The organism is Streptomyces puniciscabiei (assembly GCF_006715785.1).
GTDB lineage: Bacteria > Actinomycetota > Actinomycetes > Streptomycetales > Streptomycetaceae > Streptomyces > Streptomyces puniciscabiei.
In genome coordinates this window covers 5,011,681-5,028,794 of the sequence record NZ_VFNX01000001.1, presented here as the reverse complement: position 1 = coordinate 5,028,794, position 17,114 = coordinate 5,011,681, and the positions used below count along the sequence as shown (strand labels likewise).

At 73.1% G+C, this 17,114-nt stretch carries 18 protein-coding genes and 1 pseudogene; 8 read left to right on the top strand and 11 right to left on the bottom strand.

Features of this window, described 5'->3' with window-relative positions; translation table 11 throughout:
• Positions 1-4 precede the first annotated feature (4 nt).
• Together npdG and FB563_RS23300 are read right to left on the bottom strand one after the other, a co-directional pair.
• The gene (npdG, locus tag FB563_RS23305; protein ID WP_055703772.1) at positions 5-727 is read right to left on the bottom strand and encodes an NADPH-dependent F420 reductase; all 723 of its coding nucleotides are present in this window, start codon (positions 725-727) and stop codon (positions 5-7) included.
• Complete coding sequence (locus FB563_RS23300; protein ID WP_055703771.1) at positions 724-1,839, bottom strand: sialidase family protein; 1,116 nt, start codon at positions 1,837-1,839, stop codon at positions 724-726. The genes npdG and FB563_RS23300 overlap by 4 nt, the downstream gene beginning before the upstream one ends.
• A gap of 114 nt (positions 1,840-1,953) precedes the next feature.
• Here FB563_RS23300 and FB563_RS23295 point away from each other — a divergent pair, with 114 nt between their 5' ends.
• Together FB563_RS23295 and FB563_RS23290 are read left to right on the top strand one after the other, a co-directional pair.
• Positions 1,954-2,556: a hypothetical protein gene (locus FB563_RS23295; protein ID WP_055703770.1), complete on the top strand. Its 603-nt coding sequence runs from the start codon at positions 1,954-1,956 to the stop codon at positions 2,554-2,556.
• Positions 2,557-2,684: 128 nt separating this feature from the next.
• Entirely contained in the window at positions 2,685-3,956 is a 1,272-nt protein-coding gene (locus tag FB563_RS23290; protein WP_055703769.1) for an MFS transporter, read from the top strand.
• Here FB563_RS23290 and FB563_RS23285 read toward each other — a convergent pair whose 3' ends face one another.
• Positions 3,957-4,190 carry a hypothetical protein gene (locus FB563_RS23285; RefSeq protein WP_055703768.1) on the bottom strand — a complete coding sequence of 78 codons (234 nt, stop codon included), beginning with the start codon at positions 4,188-4,190 and terminating at the stop codon, positions 3,957-3,959. It lies immediately after the preceding gene.
• A gap of 58 nt (positions 4,191-4,248) precedes the next feature.
• Here FB563_RS23285 and map point away from each other — a divergent pair, with 58 nt between their 5' ends.
• Together map and FB563_RS23275 are read left to right on the top strand one after the other, a co-directional pair.
• On the top strand, positions 4,249-5,106 hold the full coding sequence (gene map / locus FB563_RS23280) for a type I methionyl aminopeptidase (RefSeq protein WP_055703767.1): 858 nt from the start codon (positions 4,249-4,251) through the stop codon (positions 5,104-5,106).
• A gap of 187 nt (positions 5,107-5,293) precedes the next feature.
• Complete coding sequence (locus tag FB563_RS23275) at positions 5,294-5,941, top strand: biliverdin-producing heme oxygenase (RefSeq protein WP_055703766.1); 648 nt, start codon at positions 5,294-5,296, stop codon at positions 5,939-5,941.
• On the opposite strand, the gene FB563_RS23270 is transcribed toward FB563_RS23275, so the two are convergent.
• Both FB563_RS23270 and FB563_RS23265 read right to left on the bottom strand, forming a co-directional pair.
• A complete protein-coding gene (locus tag FB563_RS23270; protein WP_055703765.1) occupies positions 5,938-6,582 on the bottom strand; it encodes a PhzF family phenazine biosynthesis protein in 645 nt (214 codons plus the stop codon). The genes FB563_RS23275 and FB563_RS23270 overlap by 4 nt on opposite strands.
• Before the next feature lie 124 nt (positions 6,583-6,706).
• Positions 6,707-6,868, bottom strand: coding sequence for a hypothetical protein (locus tag FB563_RS23265; RefSeq protein WP_234357555.1), 162 nt, complete (start codon positions 6,866-6,868; stop codon positions 6,707-6,709).
• Positions 6,869-6,957: 89 nt separating this feature from the next.
• Here FB563_RS23265 and FB563_RS23260 point away from each other — a divergent pair.
• Positions 6,958-7,592: pseudogene (locus FB563_RS23260) on the top strand (FTR1 family iron permease); the annotation flags it as partial.
• On the top strand, positions 7,552-8,544 hold the full coding sequence (locus FB563_RS23255) for an SCO2278 family lipoprotein (RefSeq protein ID WP_055703764.1): 993 nt from the start codon (positions 7,552-7,554) through the stop codon (positions 8,542-8,544). The pseudogene FB563_RS23260 and the gene FB563_RS23255, both read left to right, overlap by 41 nt.
• A gap of 32 nt (positions 8,545-8,576) precedes the next feature.
• Here the strand turns inward: FB563_RS23255 and FB563_RS23250 are convergent, their stop codons facing one another.
• From FB563_RS23250 to FB563_RS23230, 5 genes are all read right to left on the bottom strand, one after another.
• Positions 8,577-9,305 (bottom strand): bifunctional DNA primase/polymerase, encoded by a 729-nt coding sequence (locus tag FB563_RS23250; RefSeq protein WP_055703763.1) that lies wholly within the window; start codon positions 9,303-9,305, stop codon positions 8,577-8,579.
• A 63-nt stretch (positions 9,306-9,368) separates the two neighbouring features.
• The gene (locus FB563_RS23245; RefSeq protein ID WP_055703762.1) at positions 9,369-9,998 is read right to left on the bottom strand and encodes a TetR/AcrR family transcriptional regulator; all 630 of its coding nucleotides are present in this window, start codon (positions 9,996-9,998) and stop codon (positions 9,369-9,371) included.
• Between the two features lie 26 nt (positions 9,999-10,024).
• A complete protein-coding gene (locus tag FB563_RS23240) occupies positions 10,025-11,032 on the bottom strand; it encodes a small ribosomal subunit Rsm22 family protein (RefSeq protein WP_055703761.1) in 1,008 nt (335 codons plus the stop codon).
• Between the two features lie 79 nt (positions 11,033-11,111).
• Positions 11,112-12,296, bottom strand: coding sequence for a serine hydrolase domain-containing protein (locus FB563_RS23235; protein WP_199832695.1), 1,185 nt, complete (start codon positions 12,294-12,296; stop codon positions 11,112-11,114).
• Complete coding sequence (locus tag FB563_RS23230; protein ID WP_055703760.1) at positions 12,236-13,537, bottom strand: multidrug effflux MFS transporter; 1,302 nt, start codon at positions 13,535-13,537, stop codon at positions 12,236-12,238. The genes FB563_RS23235 and FB563_RS23230 overlap by 61 nt, the downstream gene beginning before the upstream one ends.
• Positions 13,538-13,654: 117 nt before the next feature.
• Between FB563_RS23230 and FB563_RS23225 the strand changes: the two genes are divergently transcribed.
• Positions 13,655-14,671, top strand: coding sequence for a Gfo/Idh/MocA family protein (locus FB563_RS23225; RefSeq protein ID WP_199832694.1), 1,017 nt, complete (start codon positions 13,655-13,657; stop codon positions 14,669-14,671).
• Between the two features lie 56 nt (positions 14,672-14,727).
• A complete protein-coding gene (locus tag FB563_RS23220; protein ID WP_055703759.1) occupies positions 14,728-15,486 on the top strand; it encodes an SDR family oxidoreductase in 759 nt (252 codons plus the stop codon).
• 299 nt (positions 15,487-15,785) lie between these two features.
• On the opposite strand, the gene FB563_RS23215 is transcribed toward FB563_RS23220, so the two are convergent.
• Entirely contained in the window at positions 15,786-17,033 is a 1,248-nt protein-coding gene (locus FB563_RS23215; RefSeq protein ID WP_199832693.1) for a D-alanyl-D-alanine carboxypeptidase family protein, read from the bottom strand.
• Positions 17,034-17,114 lie beyond the last annotated feature (81 nt).

Genomic DNA, 17,114 nt, shown 5'->3' with positions numbered 1-17,114 from the left:
GCGGTCATACGTCCGTGACGCGGAGCCCGGCGTGTGCCTTGTAGCGGCGGTTGACGGAGATCAGGTTCGCGACCAGCGACTCGACCTGGTGGGTGTTGCGCAGCCGGCCGGCGAAGACGCCCCGCATGCCGGGGATGCGCCCGGCGAGGGCCTGCACGATCTCGACATCGGCGCGTTCCTCGCCGAGCACCATCACGTCGGTGTCGATCTGCTCGATCTCGGGGTCCTGGAGCAGGACGGCGGACAGGTGGTGGAAGGCGGCGGCGACCCGGGAGTCCGGCAGCAGGGCGGCGGCCTGCTCGGCGGCGCTGCCCTCCTCGGGCCGCAGGGCGTAGGCGCCCTTCTTGTCGAAGCCGAGCGGGTTGACGCAGTCCACGACGAGCTTGCCGGCCAGTTCGTCGCGCAGCGCCTTCAGCGTGTCGCCGTGCCCGTCCCACGGTACGGCGACGATCACGATGTCGCTGCGGCGCGCGGCCTCGGCGTTGTCGGCGCCCTCGACACCGTGGCCGAGCTCCTCGGCGGCGGCCTGGGCGCGCTCGGCGGACCGCGAGCCGATGATCACCTTCTGTCCGGCCCGGGCGAGCCGGTAGGCGAGGCCCTTGCCCTGCGGTCCGGTGCCGCCGAGCACGCCGACGACGTAACCGGAGACGTCGGGCAGGTCCCAGGGGTCCTTGGCGGGAGCCTTGGCCGGGGTCTGTGCGCTGTCGGAAGAGGTCGTAGAGGTCATGGGTGCGACTCTACGTCCGTGTCGGGCACGGCACCGGCCCGGACGAGCCGCGCGACCGGTATCCGGCGGAGGGCGATGGTCTCGTAGGCGCTGAAGTCGCCGGTCTCGTAGAGGAGTCCGACGGTGTCCGCATCGACGCGGACCAGGTCGGAGTAGGCGGCGGGCAGTCCGTCGACGGTGCAGGCGGTGCGCCAGGTGGTGCCGCCGTCGGCGGAGGCGCGGATCGTCATCCGGGCGCGCCGGGCGGGGTCGGCCGGGCCGGAGTAGAGCAGCAGGTCCGGGTCGCGGAGCTGGAGGACGGAGGCCTGGCAGACGGGGGCGGTCAGCCCGGCCTGCGGCCGGAAGGGTTCGACGAGTGTCCTCCCGCCGTCCTCCGAGTGCGCGTCGGCGCGGTTGCCGGGCGCGGCGGAGTCGCTGCGGGTGTTCAAGTAGACGCGTCCGTCCGGGAGTTCGGCGGCGGTGGTCTCGTTGACATTGATGTACCCGTCGGTGCTCTCATCGAGGTATCCGAGGTACCAGGACTCCCCCCGGTCGTCGCTGAGCAGGCAGTGGCCGCTGTTGTACCGCGGTTCGGCGCCGGTGTCGGTGCCGGTGGGCGGCAGGGTGTGGTTGGCGGGGACGAGGACCCGGCCGGTGCTCAGCTGGAGGGCGTGGCCGGGGGCGGTGGCGTACCAGCGCCAGCCGGGCCTCTTCACCTGCGCGGTGATCTCCCTGGGCGCGGACCAGGTGACCCCGTCGTCGTCGCTGTGCCGCACCCACACCCGCCGCCCGTCGGCTTCCGGCACCAGGCCGCGCAGGATGGCGGCCTCGGTGGCGGTGGCGGCGGACCGGATGTGCACGAGCAGGATGCGGCCGGTGTCGAGGACGACCGGGGCGGGGTTCCCGGCGAGGCCGTCGCCGTTGCTCGCGGCGACCTGGAGCGGTCCCCAGGTGCGGCCGCCGTCCGTGGACCGCTTGAGCACGATGTCGATGTGCCCGTGGTCGGCGGCGGAGTCGACGCGGCCCTCGCAGAAGGCGAGGAGGGTGCCGGCGCCGGTGGCCACCACCGCCGGGATCCGGAAGCCGGCGTAGCCCTCGTGTCCGGCGCGGAAGGGGACGGTGACCTCGGTCATCGGGCGGCTCCTGGGCGGGTGGTGGTACCCGTGAAGCGGGATATGTCCCCAGGGCGGGCGAATTCCGGGTGAACTCCGCGTCACGAGTGACCGGTTGCGGCAGGATGCGGGCGCATGGACGCCGTACGGGTCGCGCTGCTGCGGGAAGTGCTCGCCGGGACCGAGTGGCTGGGGGCCACCCGGAGATTCGCGGGGGTGCTGCGGGGTTCGGTGGTGGCGCACGGCGGCGGGCTGCTGCTGGTGGGCACGCCGGAGTACGAGCCGTGGCACCTCGCGGCGCACCTGGTGGACGAGGCCGCGTGGTCCGGGACGCCCGAGCTGGCGCCGACCCTGGTACGGCAGCACGCGCGCCCCTGCGACCCGCCGCACCTGGCCGTGGGACCGGGCCGGCTCGAGGCGGCGCGGCGCGGTGAGACGCTGCTGGTCGTGGCGCCCTTGGAGCCCGCGCCGCTGCTGGAACGGGTGCACGACGCCCGCCGGGCCGGGGTGACCGTGCTGGCCCTCGGCGCGGGCGAGGGCGAACTCGCCGCGATGGCCCATGACACGCTGGCCGTGCCGGAGGGGGCCGAGCTGGACCTGGACACGGTCCAGCACCTGGTCAGCGCGGCGGCCGGGGAGAACGGGGGCGGGGCCTCTCCGAGGGTTCGGCGGAGCTTCCGGGACCGTCTGTCGAAGCTGGCGGAGATCCTGACGGCCCCGCCACCTGCCCCTTGGTGACCTTTGCCCGCCCGCCCGTCTCGGGCGGCTGGAAGGGCACCGAGAGGCCCCGCCGTGGCGCAGCCGCCGCACGGCGAGCGCGTGGAAAAGCAGTTGCCCGCTGGTCCCGCCCGGCCGAACATCCTGAAGTGACCCGCGCCCTCCTCCCCGACCTCTCCCCCTGGAAGGCCTCCGCGGACTTCCGCCGGCTTTGGACATCAGGGCTGATCAGCAACTTCGGCAGCTTCCTCACCTTCGTCGCGCTCCCCGTCCAGCTGAAGGACCTCACCGGATCCGCGGCGGCGGTGGGCGCGATCGGCGCCGTGGAGCTGCTGCCGCTCATCGTGTGCGGTCTGTACGGCGGCGCCCTCGCCGACGCGCTGGACAAGCGGAAGCTCATCGTGTGGACGGAGGCCGGCCAGGGTGTGCTGAGTGCCGTGCTGCTGCTGAACGCTCTGCTCCCGCACCCCGCCGTCTGGCCGCTGTACGCCGTCGCCGCCCTCTCCTCCGCCCTGGTCTCCGTCCAGCGCCCGGCGCTCGACTCCCTGTGGCCCCGGATCGTCGCCCACGACGACATGCCGGCCGCGGCCTCCCTGAACTCCCTGCGCTGGACCGTCGGCGGAGTCGCGGGACCGGCCCTCGCGGGCGTGGTCGTCGCCTACGCGGGCCTCGGCTGGGCGTACGCCGCCGACCTGCTGACCTTCGCCGTCTCGCTGGCGGTCCGGATCGCCCCCTCCCCCGCCTCCCACGAGGCCTCGAAGCCCTCGCTGAGCGCCGTCCTGGAGGGCGCCCGGTACGCCTGGAGCCGCAAGGAACTGCTCGGCACCTACGTCGTCGACCTCGCGGCGATGTTCCTGGCCATGCCGCTCGCGGTGCTGCCGTTCCTCGCCGACGAGCTGCGCGCCGACTGGGCGCTCGGCCTGATGTACGCCACCGTCCCGGCCGGGGCCATGCTGGTGAGCCTGACCAGCGGCTGGGCGTCGAGGATCCACCGGCACGGGCTGATGGTGGTGCTGTCGGCGGCCGGCTGGGGCCTGGCGGTCGCGGCGGCCGGCGTGTGCGGGAACCTGTGGCTCGTCCTGCTCTTCCTGACCGTGGGCGGCGGCTTCGACATGGTCAGCGGGATCTTCCGGTCGGCCATGTGGAACCAGACGATCCCGGACGAGCTGCGCGGCCGGCTCGCCGGGATCGAGCTGCTGTCCTACTCGGTCGGCCCGCAGCTCGGCCAGGTCAGGGCGGGCGGCATGGCCGCCTGGGCGGGCGTGCGGACCTCCGTCGCCTCCGGCGGGCTGGCGTGCGCGGGCGCCATGGGACTGCTCGCGCTGTGCCTGCCGGGGCTCATGACGTACGACGCCCGCACCAACGAGCACGCGGTACGGATGCGCGAGCGCCGCACCGCGGCCGTGCCCACGAAGGCCTGATCACTCCTCCTCGGTGCTCCCGCCGGCCGGCGCGTCGTGCCAGCGCGGGTCGTTCTCCCACTGGAGGTTGCGCTCGGCGGCGGTCTCCATCGCGCGCTGGGCCTCCTCCGGGGAGGCGTACGGCCCGAAGCGGTCCTTGCCCGGGCACTCCGGGCCCTCCTCGACCTTCTTGTGCTCCAGGCAGTAGTACCACTCGCCCGGCTTGCCGGCGGTGCGCTTCTTGAACAGGGGCATGAACAGCTCCTCTCGCCAACGACATGTTCCCCCATGTCGGCTGGATAGACTCGCTGGCATGTCTGGCCAGTCGCTGCTCGTACCGGGGGAACTGTCCCCCATCCGTTCGGTCCCCGGGAACATCCGCCGCCCCGAGTATGTCGGCAAGCCCGCGCCGGCGCCGTACACCGGTCCGGAGGTGCAGAGTCCGGAGACCATCGAGGCGATGCGGATCGCCGGCCGTATCGCCGCGCGGGCGATGGAGGAGGCCGCGAGGATCATCGCGCCGGGGGTCACCACGGACCAGCTGGACAAGGTCGCCCACGAGTACATGTGTGACCACGGCGCCTACCCCTCCACGCTCGGTTACCGGGGCTTCCCGAAGTCGCTGTGCACGTCGGTCAACGAGGTCATCTGCCACGGCATCCCGGACTCGACGGTCCTCAGGGACGGGGACATCGTCAACCTGGACGTGACGGCGTACATCGGCGGGGTGCACGGTGACAACAACGCCACCTACCTGGTCGGGGACGTGGACGAGGAGTCCCGGCTGCTGGTGGAGCGAACCCGGGAGGCCCTGAACCGCGCGATCAAGGCGGTCAGGCCGGGCCGGCAGATCAATGTCATCGGCCGGGTCATCGAGTCGTACGCCAAGCGCTTCGGCTACGGAGTCGTCCGCGACTTCACCGGCCACGGCATCAGCTCCGCCTTCCACTCAGGCCTGATCATCCCGCACTACGACAGCCCGCACGCGACGACGGTCATGCAGCCCGGCATGACGTTCACGATCGAGCCGATGCTGACGCTGGGCACCCACGAGTACGACATGTGGGACGACGGCTGGACGGTCGTGACGAAGGACCGCAGGCGGACGGCCCAGTTCGAGCACACGCTGGTGGTGACGGAGACCGGGGCGGAGATCCTGACGTTGCCGTAACACTCCTCGTTGCCGTAACACGCCTTCTGTCCTTGGCCCGCGCCTTCTGTCCTTGGCCCGCGCCTTCTGTCCTTGGCCCGCTCTCTTCGGAGGGCGGGCCTTTGTGCTGCGGTCCCGCCTCCTGATGCCTTTCCGACATGCCGTCGGTAAACTTGCCGACAGTGCGTCGGCAAACCGAGGAGTGTCCATGGAGGCGTTCTCGACCGTCATCCGCACCGCGTCCCACGAGGCGCACAGGGCGGCGGAGACCTCGTCGTTCATGAGCGACCTGCTCGGCGGCCGGCTGGGCGTGGCCGCCTACGCGCGCTACACCGAGCAGCTGTGGTTCGTGTACGAGGCACTGGAGAGCGGCGCCGCACGGCTGGCGGCGGACCCGGTGGCGGGGCCGTTCGTCCGGCCCGAGCTGTTCCGGCTGGCCGCGCTGGAGCGGGACCTGGCGCATCTGCGGGGTCCCGGCTGGCGGGCGGGCCTGAGCGCCCTGCCCGCCACGCGGGAGTACGCGGACCGGGTCCGCGAGTGCGCCGAGCGCTGGCCCGGCGGCTATGTCGCCCACCACTACACCCGCTATCTGGGCGACCTGTCCGGCGGCCAGATCATCCGTGACCGGGCGGAGAGGACCTGGGGCTTCGCGAAGAAGGGCGACGGCGTCCGCTTCTACGTCTTCGAGGGCGTCCCCAACCCGGCCGCGTTCAAGCGGAGTTACCGGCGGCTGCTCGACGGGATACGGGTGGACGACCTGGAGAAGCAGCGGGTCGTCGGGGAGTGCGAGCGGGCCTTCGCCCTCAACACCGCGGTGTTCGGGGCGCTCGGGGACGAGTTCCCGTTGAGCGCCTAACGCTCCAGGAACACCCGGCCCCCTACCTCCACCCACCCCTCCGGCTGCGGTGCCGTGAGGATCTGGGAGCCCCTGCCCTGCGTGATGTTCAGGGCGCGGCCCAGCCGGTCGGTGAGGAGGAGGGCGGCGGCGCCGGTGGCCTCGTCCTCGTCGATGCCGTCGTTGCGGCCGGGGAAGGCGCGGGCGCGGATCCGGCCGGCCGCCTCGTCCTCCCAGGCCCAGGCGTAGATCCACTCGCCGGGCGGGGGCACGTCGAGGGCGTCGACCTCGGCCGCCGTGCCGTACTGGCGCAGGGTGCGCGGCGGGGCCCACTCCGGGCGTGCCTCGATCCAGCTGAACTCGCCGTCCAGCCGGGCGCCGACGACCCCGGCGGGGGTGACCAGTTCGGGGACGTCGAGCAGCCAGGCGGTGCCGACGCAGGGGTGACCGGCGAAGGGCAGGCGGAGGGTGGGCGTGTAGATGTCGATCACGCCGCGTTCGGGGTCGTCCACGAACACGGTCTCGCTGAAGCCGAGTTTGGCCGCGAGCGCCTGCCGGTCGCTCCGCTCGGGCAGCACCGAGCCGTCGCGGACGACGCCGAGCTCGTTGCCGTAGCCGCCGTTCGGTCCGCAGAAGACGCGGAGTACGTCGTAGTCAGTCACGGGGGAATTGAAACATCGCGGCACCCGCGAGCGCGTCCCAGGCGGGGGCGCCGCCGGGCAGGGGCCGGACGCGGACACCGGCCAGGCCACTCGGCTCCACACCGGCCGGGACGCGCCGACTCGGTCAGCGCACGCGCCCGAGGTGGATGACGGTCACGCGGATGTGTCGGTCGCCGACCTCGTACATCACGCGCTGTGCGCCGACGTGAATGCGCAACAGGTCTGCGCTGCCGAACGCGCCGTCGGGCCGCGGGTTGCCGCCGGGGCGGTCGACGGCGGTGAACACCAGCCGCACCCCGCGCGGGTCGTCCTTTCGGCGTCCGGGACTCCGGCGACCGGTGGGGCCGCACGCTGTTCTCCGAGGAGGCGTAGCCCGCCCTCGAATTCGGCTCCCAGGAGCTGACGTTCGAGGCACAGGAGGCGCTCGGCTGCTCCCTGTCGGTCATCGCCGCCGGCCTGGTGACGTGGATGGTGTTCTGGATGCGGCGCAGCGCCCGGCACCTGAGGTCCGAGCTGCACGGCAAGCTGGACGCGGCCCTCGCCATGGGCACCGGCGGGCTGGTCGCCACCGCGTTCCTCGCCGTCGGCCGGGAGGGCCTGGAGACCGCGCTGTTCGTGTGGGCGTCGGTGCACGCGGCCTCCGACGGCACTCCGCGCCCCCTGATCGGCGTGGCGCTGGGCCTCGCCACGGCCGTCCTGGTCGCCGGCCAACTACAGCTGTCGGTGTCCTTGGCGTCGGCGGCGATGGGCGCGACTGGCTGCCCGGCCCGACACACCTGGCCTTCGACATCAGCGACACCGTCGAGCCGGACAGCTGGTACGGGACCCTGCTGAAGGGCGTGTTCGACTTCCAGCCCGACCCGACCGTCCTCCAGGTCACGGTGTGGCTGCTGTACCTGATCCCGACGCTCGCGATCTTCCTCGCCCCGGTAGGGTTCGCCTCCGGAAAGGGGAAGGTGAAGGGACCCGATGAGCAGGGATCGCAGCCCGCGCAGGCTCCGCAGGCGTGACCGGATCGCCCTCATGGCGGCCGCGCTGACCGCTTTGTCGCTGACGGCGAGCGGATGTGTGGTGGTGCACGGGGAGCGCGAAGTGCTTCCCGCCGCCACCCGCGCCGAGGCCGCCAAGGCGCTCACCGCGTTCACGACCGCGTACAACAAGGCCGACAAGGCCTACGACAACTCCCTGGACGCGCCCTACCTCACCGGCCCGTTCGGCGACATCACCGCCGCGCGGCTGAAGGCCGGGCACGCCAACAGCCCGTCCGGCAACCCGGACCACGTACCGCTGAAGCTGTCGGACGTGAAGATCACGATCCCGAAGAAGTCCGGCTGGCCGCGCTGGTTCGTCGCCGACGCGAAGGGCAACAAGACCGGTACCCTGCGCTGGCTGATGGTGTTCACCAAGGGCGACCTGGGCCAGCGCTGGCGGGTCGCCTACGTCACCCTCGTCGCGCCGGGCGCCGTCCCGGCGTTCAGGACCGACCAGGACGGCTGGGCCGAGGCGGTACCGGCCGGCTCCCAGCAGCTCGCCGTCGCCCCCGGCAGGCTGAGCCAGGCGTACGCGACCTACCTGAAGAAGGGCGGTCAGACCTTCGCCGACGGCAGGTACACCAGCGTCGAACGCGCCGACCGGGCCAAGCGGGCGCACAGGCCGGGCCTGGTCACCCAGTTCATCGACGGACCGCTCACCAGCGGCGGCTACGCCCCGCTGGCGCTGCGCACGGCCGACGGCGGCGCGCTGGTGTTCTTCACCACACACCACTACGAGAAGCAGACCGCCGCCACCGGAACCACCGTCCCGATCCCCAACAAGGACGTACAGGCCCTGACCAAGGGCGAGGTCAACCAGTCCCTGACGCTGGAGTTCATGTCGGGCGAGGTGGCCTTGGACCCGGCGAGCAGCGGCAAGGTGTCGGTGCTGGGGCGTGTTCCGGGGCTGACTTCGGCCCAGGGCGAGTGATCAACGCACTGTCCCGGCACCCCCTGAGGCGCCTAATGCCGCAGCGGCCAGGAAGCACCCTGGGGGTCAGCACCCGCGTACCGCCCACACGCGTCCGTGAGCGCTTCCAGCAGGCTCAACGGATCCGGCAGCGCGTGCTCCGGCCCTCGCACCCACCGCACCGACTGATCGTCGCCGGGGAGCCGAGCCGGGGGCACCAGTACATAGGAGCCCCGGCAGTGCCAGCGCAGCAACGGGTGCTCGTCCATGGTCTCGGGGTGGCAGTCCAGCTCGCACGGCCACCACTCGTCCTCGTCCTCGGGGGTGCCGCGGGTGAGGGTGAAGAACAGCATGCGCCCGTCGTCGCTCTCGGCGACGGGCCCCACCTCGACCCCGGAGCCGAGCAGCCGCTCCAGCGCCTCGCGGCCGGCCTCCCGGGGCACGTCCAGGACGTCGTGCACCATGCCGGTCGCGGTGATGAAGTTGGCCTGCGGCTGGTGCCTGGCCCAGCGCTCGATCTGCCCGCGGTCGGTGGTGGACTGCGTCTGCCAGGCGAACGACACCGGGTGCCGGGCCGGGGTGGGACAGCCGACGCGGTCGCAGGAACAGCGGTAGCCGGGGGCGGGGTGCGCGGCGGGGGCGAGCGGCAGGCCCGCCCCGGCGGCGGCCAGCAGCAGGGCCTCACGGCCGCTGTCGTCGGCGGCCTCCTTCGGGCGGCGTCCGAGCAGCCACTGGGAGAGTTTGCCCTGCCGGCCCGACCGGCCGCCGAACGTCGCGCTCATCTGTCCCCTCGGTCTGGTGGTCGCCTCGCTGGTGTGCGGACAGTGTGCCCTATCGTCCCATCTTCATCTGCTTCGGGGCGGCTGGGGGGCGATTCCGTGCAGTGCGTAGTCGACGACGGTGTCCGTGTAGTCGTACGAAATCGGCCCGGTCCGTTGCAGCCACCGCTGCGCGAGGGGTGAGACGAACAGCTCCAGCGCGATGCGGGGATCGACGTCACCCCGTACTCCCCCGCTGTCCTGCGCCGAGCGCAAGCGGGCGACGTACAGCTGAAGCTGGGGTTCGAGCAGCTTCGAGACGAACTCGCGGCCGAGTTTCTCGTTGACCACGCCCTCGGCCGCGAGCGCCCGGGCCGGCACCTCGAAGCGCGGGTCGAGGAGCTCGTCCACCGTGGCCCGCAGCACCGCCTTCAGGTCGGCGGCGAGATCCCCGGTGTCCGGGATGGCGTACGGCTCCTGTCCCGCCGCCCGGGCCGCCTGCTCGCCGAGGTCGAGGAAGGCCTCCAGCAGGACGTCCGCCTTGGAGGACCACCAGCGGTAGATCGTCTGCTTGCCCACCCCGGCCCGCGCGGCGATCCCCTCGACCGTGGTCCTCGGGTAGCCGACCTCGCCGACCAGGGCGAGGGCGGCGGCGTAGATCGCTCTGCGGGACTTCTCGCTGCGGCGGGTGGCGTCGGGAGCCGGCTTGTTGACCATGGGGCGACGCTAACAAGCCACGGCGGCTAGACGGACGGCTCCTGCGGGGGGTCCTCCGGCGGCCACGGGTCTCCCCACTCGGCGTCCCGGGCCGCCTTGTACAGCCCGCCGTGGCGTTTGGTGACGGTGGTGCGGGCCAGCCGTTCGCCGGCCTCGCACAGGTCCAGGAGCACCTGGCCCTTGCGGATCTGCGGGCGCCGGATCACCCGGGAGGGGGCCGGCACCGCGGGCAGGCGGGTGGCGGCGACGTACGAGAACTTCTCGTCCTCGTACGGCAGGGTGCCGCCCTTGACCTGGCGGTGCAGCGAGGAGCGGCTCACCCGGGCGGAGAAGTGGCACCAGTCGCGGCCGGCCTCGATGGGACAGGCGGCGCTGTGCGGGCAGGGGGCGACGACGTGCAGTCCGGCGCGGATCAGGCGGTCGCGGGCCTCGATCACACGGGCGTAACCGGCCGGGGTGCCGGCCTCCACGATCACCACGGCCCGCGCGGCGGCCGCGGCGGCGTCGACGAGGGCGGCGCGGTCGGGCTCGGAGAGTTCGTTGAGGACGTACGACACCGTGACGAGGTCGGTGTCGTCCAGGGTGAGGTCGGCACCGATCCGGGCGCGCTGCCAGCGGGCGCCCCGCAGGTCCGGGTTGGCGGCGGCGATCTCCCGGCCGAGGGCGAGGGCGGGCTCGGCCCAGTCCAGCACGGTGACCCGGCGCTCGCCGGGCCAGGTCGCGGTGACGGCCCAGGTCGCGGCGCCGGTGCCGCCGCCGATGTCGACATGGCTGCCGGGGGTCCAGTCGGGGGCGGCCTGTGCGAACGCCTCCAGCGCGGAGTGGACCGCCGCGAAGGTGGCCGGCATGCGGTAGGCGGCGTAGGCGGCCACGTCGGCGCGGTCGCGGAGGATGGGGGCGTGGGTGGGGGTGTCGCCCCGGTAGTTGGCGATGAGCCTGTCGACGGCTCCGGCGGCCTGGGTGCGCGGGAGCCCGGCGAGCAGCTCCGCGAGGCTCCTGCGGAGGGCTTCAGCCGGTGGTACGGGGGCGTTCACCCGGCGATTCTATGGCGCCCTGCGCTGGTGCGGGCCCTGCCGGGGGTCCGCCCCCGGACCCCCGGCAGGGAAGGCACCGTCACGAGATCACCGCCCGCGCCAATCGCGTCGCCAGCGCCGCCCTCGGCCCGCTGTCCGGTGTCCGGCGCCGCGGATGCACCCGGTTGGCCAGCAGGACCAGGAACGTGTCCGTCCTCGGGTCGATGACCAGGGACGTGCCGGTGAAGCCCGTGTGCCCCGCCGCCCCGTGGCCCGCGAGTTCGCCCATGAACCACGGCTGGTCGACGGCGAAGCCGAGGCCCGGCGGGGTCAGGAGCAGTTCCACGAAGTCGGGGCCGAGGATGCGGGCGGGGCCGTAGGCGCCGCCGGCGAGCAGGGCGCGGCAGAAGACGGCCAGGTCGCGGGCGGTGGAGAAGAGCCCGGCGTGCCCGGCCACGCCCCCCAGCGCCCAGGCGTTCTCGTCGTGGACCACACCCCGCAGCATGCCGCGGTCCGCCTTGGCCCAGGGCCGCCGCTGGTCCTCGGTGGCGGCCGCGCCGGGGCACGGCCCGAAGCAGGTCGCCGTCATGCCGAGCGGCCGGGTGATGCCGTCCTGGACGAGGACGTCGAGGCCGCGGCCGGTGATCCGCTCCAGCACGGACTGGAGCAGGAGCATGTTCAGGTCGGAGTACAGAGGGCGGCCCGGCTCGGCCGTCGGCGCCTCGGCGCGCAGCAGGGCCAGCCGCGAGGCGTCGTCGGGGCAGTCGTACAGCGGGAGTTCGGGGCGGAGCCCGGAGGTGTGGGTGAGCAGGTGCCGCACGGTGATGCCGTGGGCGGCCGCGGCGTGGAAGTCGGGCAGGTAGTCGCCGATCCGGGCGTCCATGCCGAGGGTGCCGCGCTCGATCTGCTGCACGGCGGCGACGGAGGTGAACAGCTTGGTGAGGGAGGCCAGGTCGAAGGGCGTGTCGACGGTGGCCGGGACCCGGGCGGCGGGCGGCAGTTCGACACCGCCCCCGGTCTCGGGGTCGTAGCCGGAGTAGCGGACGGCCCAGCCCGCGGCCTCGGCGACGGCGATCACGGGTCCGCGTCCGGCCAGCACGACGGCGCCGGCCGCCCAGGGGCGGTCTCCGGCGGTGAGGGCGTGCACCTCGCCGACCAGGTGCCCGAGTTCCACGGGGTCGAGCCCGGCCCGTTCCGGTGTGTCGGCGCGCAGTCTCGGTGCGCTCAGTTCTCGTCTCCCTCCGACCCCGCACGTGTGTTCCCACGTGTGCTCCAGGGACGGCACATTCCCATGAAGGAGGCCGCCGCGACCAGTGCTGCCACCAGTTGGACCATCGCCATGGGTACGGCGGTGTGCTCTCCGGCGACACCGACGACCGGTGAGGCGACCGCTCCGACGAGGAAGGAGGAGGTGCCGAGCAGGGCGGAGGCGGAGCCGGCGGCGTGCCGGGTGCGCAGCAGGGCGAGGGACTGGGCGTTGGGGAGGGTGACGCCCATGGCGGACATGAGGACGAAGAGCGCGGCGGCGACCGGCGGCAGACCGGCCTCGCCGAACGCGCCGGTGGACATCAGCAGCAGGGCGGCCGCGGCGAGCACGATCACCGCGAGGCCGCAGGCGAGCACCTTCTCCAGGGCGACCCGGCCGACCAGCAGCTTGCCGTTGACCTGCCCGGCGACCACGAGCCCGACCGAATTGAGGCCGAACAGCAGGCTGAAGGTCTGCGGGGAGGCGCCGTAGATCTCCTGGATGACGAAGGGGGAGGCGGATATGTACGCGAACAGCGCCGCGAAGGCGAAGCCGCCGGCCAGCATGTAGCCGGTGAAGGGCAGGTCGGCGAGCAGACCGCGCATCGAGCGCAGGGCCTCGCCGACTCCCCCGCTGTGCCGGTCGGCGGGCGGCAGGGTCTCGGGGAGCCGCAGCCAGACCAGGGCGCCGAGCACTGCGCCGACCGCCGTGAGCACCACGAACACGCCCCGCCAGTCCGTCACCCGCAGGATCTGCCCGCCGATCAGCGGCGCCACGATCGGCGCGACCCCGGAGATCAGCATCAGGGTGGAGAAGAAGCGGGCCATGGCGACGCCGTCGTACAGGTCGCGTACGACGGCCCGGGCGATGACGATCCCGGCGGCACCCGCGAGGCCCTGGGCCAGCCGGAAGGCGACGAGCGTGCCGACGTTCGGGGCGAGGGCGCACAGGGCGGTGGCGAGGAGGTAGACGGCGAGGCCCGCGAGCAGCGGGCGGCGCCGGCCCCAGCGGTCGCTCATCGGGCCGACGACCAGCTGCCCGAGGGCCATGCCCAGCAGGCAGGCGGTGAGGGTGAGCTGGACGGTGGCGGCGGGCGCGTGCAGGGACCCGGTGACCTCCGGCAGGGACGGGAGGTACATGTCCATCGCGAGCGGGGGTGTCGCGGTGAGGCCGCCGAGGACGAGCGTGACGAGCAGGCCGGTCCGGCGGGCGGCGGAGGTCCGGGCCGGGGTGGACGAGTGATGGGTGTCCGGTGTCGGTGCCGCCGCGTGCTCGCGCATCCGTCCCCTCCCCTTGGTGCCCTTGGTGACACGACCGCCTGATGAAATCGACCGGCCCCTATGCTCTCAGCTCGTACACACTGCCGGGGCACACATGACCGAGGGGTGGGGCGAGCGATGGCGGAGCAGAGGGTGCGCTGGGGGATTCTGGCGACGGGCGGGATCGCGGCGGCGTTCGCGGCGGACCTGGTCGACCTGCCGGACGCGGAGATCGCGGCGGTGGCGTCGCGGCGGCCGGAGTCGGCGGAGGCGTTCGCCGAGCGGTTCGGGGCGGGCCGGGCGTACGGCGACTGGGAGTCGCTGGCGGCGGATCCGGACATCGATGTCGTGTACGTCGCCGCTCCGCACTCGGCGCACCGCGCGGCGGCCGGGCTGTGTCTGGCGGCGGGACGGAACGTGCTGTGCGAGAAGCCGTTCACGCTGAACGTGCGCGAGACGGAGGAGCTCGTCGCGCTGGCGCGCGAGCACGACCGCTTCCTGATGGAGGCGATGTGGATGTACTGCAACCCGCTCGTGCGGCGGCTGAAGGCGCTGGTGGACGACGGGGCGATCGGCGAAGTACGCACCGTGCAGGCCGACTTCGGGCTCGCGGGTCCCTTCCCGCCGGCGCACCGTCTGCGGGACCCGGCCCTCGGTGGCGGGGCGCTGCTGGACCTCGGCGTGTACCCGGTGTCGTTCGCGCAGCTGCTGCTGGGTGAGCCGGACGCGGTCGCGGGCAGCGCGGTGCTGTCGCCGGAGGGCGTCGACCTGCAGACGGGCGCGGTGCTGTCCTGGGAGAGCGGGGCGATGGCCGCGCTGCACTGCTCGATCGTCGGCGGGACGGGCGGCACGGCGTCGGTGACCGGTTCGCGCGGCCGGATCGACGTGCCGTCCGGCTTCTTCCATCCCGAGCGGTTCGTGCTGCACCGTGACGGCCGCGACCCCGAGGCGTTCGCCGCCGACCCGGCCGACGGGCCGCGCACCACTCTGCGGCACGAGGCGGTCGAGGTCATGCGGGCCCTGCGGGCGGGCGAGAAGGAGTCGCCGCTGGTGCCGCTGGAGGGCTCCCTGGCGGTGATGCGCACGCTGGACGCGGTGCGGGAGCGGATCGGTGTGCGGTATCCGGGAGAGACGGCGACCGTCACCGTCGGATAACCGTATGGCGGACACGGCATTCCGCATGGCGGACTTGCCGCCTACGCTGCGGTGCCATGACTGACAGGCAATCGAAGATCGCGGTGGTGACCGGCGCCGGCTCCGGCATCGGGCGGGCCGTCGCCGTGGAACTGCTGCGGGCCGGCTGGTCGGTGGCGCTGGCGGGCCGGCGCACCGGGACGCTGACGGAGACCGCGGCGCTGATGCCGGGGGGCGCCTCCCTCGCCGTGCGCACCGACGTGTCGCGGCCCGAGGACGTGGACGCCCTGTTCGCGGCGACCGTGGAGCGGTTCGGGCGGGTGGACCTGCTGTTCAACAACGCGGGGACCTTCGGGCCCGGCGGAGTGCCGGTCGAGGAGCTGTCGTACGACGCCTGGCGGCATGTGGTGGACACCAACCTCAACGGGGCGTTCCTGTGCGCCCAGGCGGCGTACCGGCACATGAAGGAGCAGGACCCGCAGGGCGGCCGGATCATCAACAACGGTTCCATCTCGGCGCACACGCCCCGCCCGCTGTCGGTCGCCTACACCGCGACCAAGCACGCCCTCACCGGCCTCACCAAGTCGCTGTCGCTGGACGGGCGACCGTACCGGATCGCGGTCGGGCAGATCGACATCGGCAACGCGGCGACCGACATGACGGCCCGGATGCGGACCGGTGCGCTGCAGGCGAACGGCGAGGTGGTGCCGGAGCCGGTGATGGACGTGGCCGACGTGGCGCGGACCGTGCGGCACATGGCGGAGCTGCCGCTGGAGGCGAATGTGCAGTTCGCGACGGTGCTGGCGACGGCGATGCCGTACATCGGGCGGGGCTGAACCCCGTCCCCCCTGGCGGAATTCGAACATCCGCGGTATTGCGACATGTCCAGCCTATATGCTCAACTTTCCTTCACGAGAGCTTCACAGTTGAAGCACGGGGATTCCGTAAGCCATCACCGAGGGGGGAGGCGACGGCCGTTCCACCGGACCGGAGTTGGGGGTGGACCTCGCGACGGGACGCGGGGTACACGCCGGTCCCGGTGGAGCGGCCGCCGCACTGTTCAGCGCGGGTGCGCCGGTGAGCGACGCCGCCCTGCTCAGCGCGGGGGGGGGGCCGGTGAGCGACGCCGCTCTGTTCAGCGCCGGTGCCGGCCGCCGGACTCCGTGGTTCCCGCAGACCCCTCGGCGCCCTCCGGCCGCTCCGCCCTCCCGGCTCCCCGGGACGCCTCGTCCGTCGCCGCCGCGGCGACCGCCCTGCGCCGCCGCTTGACCACCAGCGCCCCCGCCGCCGCCAGCAGCAGCGCCGTACCTCCCGCGCCCTCCACCAGCCGGCCGGTGGACGGGCCGCCGGAGCCCGAGCCCGGCGCGCCGGCCGCCGCCTGCGCCGCCTTTCCCCCGGGCGCCGGGCTCACCCTCGCCCCGCCCTCGCTGAGCGGCTCGACCAGGGTGCCGACGGCCCGCGCCGAACGCCCGCGCCCGAAGCCCCAGTCGAGCAGCGCTGCGGTCTGCTCGTAGACGGCGTTGCTGCCCTCGGCGGGGTGCATCACCGTCACCAGCAGGGTGCGTCCGCCCCGGGTGGCCGCGCCGGTGAAGGTGTTGCCGGCGTGGCTGGTGTAGCCGTTCTTGACGCCGATCAGGCCGTCGTACGTCCTCAGTCCCCACGCCCCGGTCAGCAGGCGGTCGGTGTTCTGGATCTGGAAGGTCTTCTTGCCCCCTGCCGGGAAGTCGGCGGTCCGGGTGCCGCAGTAGCCGCGGAAGTCGGGGTCCTTCAGACCGTGGCGGGCGAACAGCGTGAGGTCGTACGCCGAGGAGATCTGGCCCGGGTGGTCGAAGCCGTCGGGGCTGACCACATGGGTGTCCAGGGCCTGCAGGTCCTCCGCCTTGGCCTGCATCTCGGCGACCGTCCTGGCGATGCCGCCGTTCATGTGGGCGAGCACGTGCACGGCGTCGTTGCCGGAGCGCAGGAACACGCCCTGCCACAACTGCTCGACGGTGTAGGTGATGCCGGGCTTGATGCCGACCAGGCTGGAGCCGGCCGGGACGTCGGAGACGTCCGAGTCCTTGACGGTGTACCGCGCGGTGCGGTCGAACTTCTTCAGCACGGTGTCCGCGAACAGCATCTTCAGCGTGGACGCGGGCGCGAGCCGCCGGTGCGCGTTGAACGCGGCGAGCACCTCGCCGCTCTCGCAGTCGGCGATGAGCCAGGACCGGGCGGTGAGCTTCTCGGGCAGCCCGGAGGCACCGCGCACCTGGACGCCGGTGCGGGCCAGTTGCTCGCCACCGATCACCGTCGCGGCGGACGCCTCAGTGGTCGCGGACAGGGGAAGGGCGGCGGCCGTCAGTCCGAGGACGGCACGCCGGCTGAGCCGGGAACATTCGCGCACCCGGGGAAGGTACACCGCGCCCAGCAGCGGATTCCGCACCACGGGGCCGTCGCCGCCGTGGAATTTGCCACGTTATGAAAA